This window comes from Methylobacterium sp. WL116, assembly GCF_008039455.1.
Taxonomy (GTDB): Bacteria; Pseudomonadota; Alphaproteobacteria; order Rhizobiales; family Beijerinckiaceae; genus Methylobacterium.
Genome location: NZ_VRUV01000348.1, coordinates 1 through 4,873, shown reverse-complemented (window position 1 = coordinate 4,873; position 4,873 = coordinate 1). Strand labels below are relative to the sequence as shown.

Sequence of the window (4,873 nt, the reverse complement as noted above, 5' to 3'; positions counted from 1 at the left end):
GGGCGTCGCCCGGCGCCTCGCGCACCAGCAGGATCGGCAGGCCGGCGAGGATGGCGGTCGCGAGCAGGCAGGCGGTGCTGAACCCGAACCCGTAGGCGGCGAGCAGCCAGCCGAACAGGCCGGCGCCGAGGCTGGTGCCGGCGACGAAGCCGGCCCGCGTGCAGGCGCTCATCCGCCCGAGCTCGCCCGGCGGGACATGGTCCATCACCATCCGGTCGCAGGCGGTGTCGAGCAGGGCGGCGAAGGTGCTGTGCACGAGGAAGACGCCCCCCAGAGCGCCGAGCGCGCGGGCGTCCGGCACCAGCAGCAGCCCGGCGAGCGCCGCGTGGCAGCCGAGGATCGCGAGCACGCTCCAGGCCCGGCGCCGCCCCATCGCGAACCCGCTCGCCCGGTCGACCAGCGGCCCCCACAGGATCGGCTGCACCGTCCAGGGCAGGCCGGCGATGGCGAAGTGGACGCCGACCTCGGCGCTCGACACGCCCTGCGCCGCGAGATGGTTGGCGAGTGCGGTCAGCGAGAACCCGGCGACCAGCCCCTGGTAGAGATAGGTGGCGAAGAACACGCCGTAGCGGGCGCCGCGATCTTGCAGGGTCGGCAGCCGCATGCCGAAGCTTGCGATCGCGACGGCGCTTCCGGCTTGCGGGCCCGCCCGCACCGGTGGATCCTCCGCGCCGCTCATTCCCGAAGGCTCCTTATTGCGCACAGATCCGCCCCGCTCGTCCGGCCTCGACCATACGATAGCGCGCGGCAAGGCACGCGCGCTTCTCCCTCCCCCCTCTGCGGGGGAGGGCGGGCCTCGCGTCAGCGAGGGTCGGGAGAGGGGAGCGACCTCTCCGGACAACGCGCTCCCCTCTCCCGACCCGCTGCGCGGGCCACCCTCCCCCGCTCAGGGGGGAGGGAAAGACTGCGTCGAGTTCGGAGGAGAGGACGCCATGATCCCGATCCGCGATTGCCCCGCCCCCGATCCGCATCCCGCCGGCCCGACGCGCTACGCGGTGCCGGCGGGCGCGGTCGACAGCCATGCCCACGTGATCGGCCGGCCGCCGGCCCATCCGTTCGTGGAGAATCGCAGCTACACCCCGCCGGCGGCGCCGGCGCAGGCCTACCTGGCGATGCTCGACGCCACCGGCATGGCCCACGGCGTGCTGGTCCAGGTCAGCGTCCACGGCACCGACAACCGGCTGCTGCTGGAGACGCTGGCCGCGAACGCCGAGCGCCTGCGCGGCATCGCCGTGATCCCCCTCGGGCTGCCCGAGCGCGACCTCCGCGCGATGAAGGACGCCGGCATCGTCGGCCTGCGCCTCAACGTGCTCTACGGCGGCGGCATCGATTTCGCGGCGGTCGAGGCCTACGGCGCGCTCGCCCGCGAGATGGGCTGGCACCTGCAATTCCTGATCGACGCCCGCAGCCTGCCGCCGCTGGCCCAGCGCCTCTCGCGGCTGCCGGTGCCCTTCGTCGTCGACCACATGGGCCACATGCCGACCGCGGCGGGCCTTTCGGACCCGGGCTTTTCCACCCTCGTGGCGCTGGTGCGCGACGGCGCCTGGGTGAAGCTCTCGGGCGCGTTCCGCACCTCGGTGGCGGGCGCGCCCTACGCCGACACCATCCCCTTCGCCCGGGCGCTGAACGACGCCGCACCCGAGCGCTGCCTGTGGGGCTCCGACTGGCCGCACGTCGCCGCCTGGGACGGGCCGCCGAAGCTCGCGACGCTCCTCGACCTGATCGCCGACTGGGTGCCGGACGAGGCCAGGCGCCGAAGGCTCTTCGTCGAGAACCCGCGCGCGCTCTACGGCTTCGGCTAGGCCTGGGCTTCGGCTAGGCCTGGGGCTTCAGGTAGCTCCGACCGTCGAGATAGGCCTTGCGCCAGCGCTGGATCGCGACCCGCTCGAACAGGCCGGCCTTCGCGAACGGGTCCTCGGCGATGAAGCGCTCGGCCTCCGCCCGCGTTTCCACGTCGACGAGGTAGAGGCCGCCGCCCGCATCCGACCCGTCGTCGGACAGTTTCGCGCCGCAGGCGAGCAGCCGCGCGGCCTGGGCCTCCAGGAAGGCGAGGTGCTCGGCCCTCGCCGCGCGGCGCAGGTGCTCGTGGCCGGGCTTGTCGAAGGTCTCGATGATGAACGGCATGGCGGCTCCGGGGGCGGGCTGCGGATGGCGGCGATCGTTTGTGTAGCGCGGCGCAGGCGATGGCGCGCCCGGGCTTCCTGACACCCGCGGGCGGTTCTCACCGGTTCGCCCCGGCCGGGCGCGATCGCGCACCGGGACGCCGCTATAGGTGAAGCCGGCCGCGCGCGAGGCCTCGCGCACGGCGTTGGCCTGCCTCCGGACGCGGGGAAAAACCGCCAACCGGGCGAGGCCGGATCACCGAATCCGCGGGCGGGCACGCGAATCGGGTTCGCGACCACAAGCCCCCGGGAGGACGATCGTGGCAAGGACCATTCCCGCATCCGCGCTCGCTGCAGCGCTGTCCACGGCCGTGCTGCTCGCGGCCACGCCGGCCTCCGCCCAATACGCCGACGGCGGCATCAGGATCGGCGTGCTGACCGACATGTCCGGCGGCTACTCGGACCTCGCTGGCAAGGGCTCGGTGACGGCGGCGCAGCTCGCGATCGAGGATTTCGGCAGGGCGATCGGCGGCCGCAAGGTCGAGCTGATCTTCGCCGACCACCAGAACAAGGCCGACATCGCCTCGACCATCGCCCGCCGCTGGTTCGACACGGAGGGGGTGGACGCGATCTTCGACACGAACTCGTCGGTGGCGGGGCTCGCCGTGCGCGAGGTCGCCCGCGCCAAGGGCAAGGTCGACATCAATTCCGGCGCCGGCTCGATGGCGCTGACCAACGCCGCCTGCTCGGCCACCGGCGCGCACTGGTCCTGGGACACCCACGCGCTCGCCGCCGGCACCGCCGCGGCGCTGGCCGACGACCCGAAGAACACCTGGTTCTTCATCACCGCCGACTACACCTTCGGGCACGACCTCGAGGCCCAGGTCACCCGCGTGGTGCGGGCCAAGGGCGGCACGGTGCTCGGCTCGGTCAAGCACCCGTTCCCGAACGCCGACTTCTCGTCCTACCTGATCCAGGCGCAGGCCTCGGGCGCCCGGATCATCGGCATGGCCAATGCCGGCGCCGACACGATCAACACCATCAAGCAGGCCGCCGAGTTCGGCATCGCCGAGGGCGGCCAGTCGCTCGGCGGCCTCAACATCTTCCTCACCGACGTCAACTCGGTCGGCCTGAAGGCGGCACAGGGCATGATCCTGACGACGGGCTTCTACTGGGACCTCGACGACCGCACCCGCGCCTTCGCGAAGCGCTTCGGCGAACGCATGGGCGGGCGGATGCCGACCATGGTCCAGGCCGGCGACTACTCGGCGGTGCTGCACTACCTCAAGGCGGCCGAGGCGGCGGGCACCGACGACGGCCTCGCGGTGATGGCCAAGATGCGTGCGCTGCCGATCGAGGACGCCTTCGCGCGCAACGCCAAGCTGCGCCCCGACGGCCGCATGGTCCACGACATGTACCTGGCGCGGGTGAAGACCCCGGCCGAGTCGAAGGGCCCGTGGGACTTCTACACGATCCTCAAGACCATCCCCGGCGACGAGGCCTTCCAGCCGCTGGCGCAGAGCACCTGCAGGCTGGTGACGAACCCGTGACCCCAGCCTTCCCTCTCCCGCAGAGGGGAGAGGGAAGGGGCCCCCCGCTCACAAGGCCGACGGGTGCCGGGCCAGCGGCGTCACCGTCACGCTCATGAACGGGAACAGCGGCAGGCCGGAGAGGATCGCGTGCAGCTCGTCGTGGTCGGCCACGTCGAACACGCTGATGTTGGCGTACTGCCCGGCGATGCGCCAGAGGTGCACCCACCGGCCCGATTCCTGGAGCGCCCGCGCCTGCGCCTTCTCCTCGGCCTTCAACCGGTCGAACTCGGCCGGCGGCAGCTGCGTGGGCGGATGGACGTCCATCCTGACGTGATACAGCATCGATGCGTCCTCGCGTCACGAGCCGGCGCTCGCCCCTCCCGGGAGCGCTCGGCCATCGCGTATCATGGACGGCGACCGTGCGGATGACGACCGCAGGCCCGAGCGATCCTTGCCGGTCGATCCGTCAAGGAATAATCTGCAGTCATTGACGACAGGCGCGCCCATGGCCGTGATGACGATCCGCAACATCGACGACGCGCTCAAGGCGCGCCTTCGCATCCGTGCCGCGATGCACGGCCGATCGATGGAGGACGAGGCGCGCGACATCCTGCGCTCGGCGCTCTCGAGCGAAGTTTCCCGCCCGCGCGATCTCGGCCGGGCGATCCATGAGCGCTTCGCGGCGCTCGGCGGCGTCGACCTGCCGGAGGTGCCGCGGGACCCGGGCCGGGAGCCGCCGAGCTTCGAGGCGTGATCGTCCTCGACACCAACGTCCTCTCCGAGCTGATGCGGGCGAGCCCCGAGCCGAAGCTCCTCGCCTGGCTCACCCAGCAACCGATCGCGGGCCTGTTCACGACGACCCTGACGCAGGCCGAGATCTTCTACGGCCTCGCCCTCCTGCCGGAAGGGCGGCGGCACATCGGGCTGACGGAAGCGGCACGGACGATGTTCGAGGTCGAGATGGCGGGGCGGGTCCTATCCTTCGACGGCGAAGCCGCCTCGGCCTACCCGGAGATCGTCGTCGGACGGCGCAAGGCCGGCCAGCCGATCAGCCAGATCGACGGACAGATCGCGGCAATCGTGCGGTCGCGCGGAGCGCGCCTCGCGACGCGCAACGCCCGGGACTTCACCGGATGCGGGATCACCGTCATCGATCCCTGGGCGTCCGCCTGACGGACGCGTCTCGACGGCGCGGGGCGACCCGGCGCCGGCCGAGCGCGTCGGCGCAGCCGGGAATGC

Annotated in this window: 7 protein-coding genes; 4 read left to right on the top strand and 3 right to left on the bottom strand. The window is 72.2% G+C overall.

Translation table 11 applies throughout. The features are described 5' to 3' along the window. Window positions 1–679: MFS transporter (locus tag FV223_RS20075; protein ID WP_246689736.1), on the bottom strand; the 679-nt coding region annotated here is incomplete at its 3' end. Window positions 680–932: 253 nt separating this feature from the next. Between FV223_RS20075 and FV223_RS20070 the strand changes: the two genes are divergently transcribed. After that, window positions 933–1,802, top strand: a complete 870-nt coding sequence (locus FV223_RS20070; protein WP_147728657.1) for an amidohydrolase family protein — start codon at window positions 933–935, stop codon at window positions 1,800–1,802. A gap of 13 nt (window positions 1,803–1,815) precedes the next feature. On the opposite strand, the gene FV223_RS20065 is transcribed toward FV223_RS20070, so the two are convergent. Next, window positions 1,816–2,124: a YciI family protein gene (locus FV223_RS20065; RefSeq protein WP_147728656.1), complete on the bottom strand. Its 309-nt coding sequence runs from the start codon at window positions 2,122–2,124 to the stop codon at window positions 1,816–1,818. A gap of 310 nt (window positions 2,125–2,434) precedes the next feature. Here FV223_RS20065 and FV223_RS20060 point away from each other — a divergent pair, with 310 nt between their 5' ends. After that, window positions 2,435–3,652, top strand: coding sequence for an ABC transporter substrate-binding protein (locus FV223_RS20060; protein ID WP_147728658.1), 1,218 nt, complete (start codon window positions 2,435–2,437; stop codon window positions 3,650–3,652). A 48-nt stretch (window positions 3,653–3,700) separates the two neighbouring features. On the opposite strand, the gene catC is transcribed toward FV223_RS20060, so the two are convergent. Beyond that, the gene (gene catC, locus FV223_RS20055) at window positions 3,701–3,976 is read right to left on the bottom strand and encodes a muconolactone Delta-isomerase (RefSeq protein WP_147728655.1); all 276 of its coding nucleotides are present in this window, start codon (window positions 3,974–3,976) and stop codon (window positions 3,701–3,703) included. Between the two features lie 163 nt (window positions 3,977–4,139). Here catC and FV223_RS20050 point away from each other — a divergent pair, with 163 nt between their 5' ends. After that, window positions 4,140–4,388 (top strand): plasmid stabilization protein, encoded by a 249-nt coding sequence (locus FV223_RS20050; protein WP_147728654.1) that lies wholly within the window; start codon window positions 4,140–4,142, stop codon window positions 4,386–4,388. Beyond that, the gene (locus FV223_RS20045) at window positions 4,385–4,807 is read left to right on the top strand and encodes a type II toxin-antitoxin system VapC family toxin (protein ID WP_147728653.1); all 423 of its coding nucleotides are present in this window, start codon (window positions 4,385–4,387) and stop codon (window positions 4,805–4,807) included. The genes FV223_RS20050 and FV223_RS20045 overlap by 4 nt, the downstream gene beginning before the upstream one ends. Window positions 4,808–4,873 lie beyond the last annotated feature (66 nt).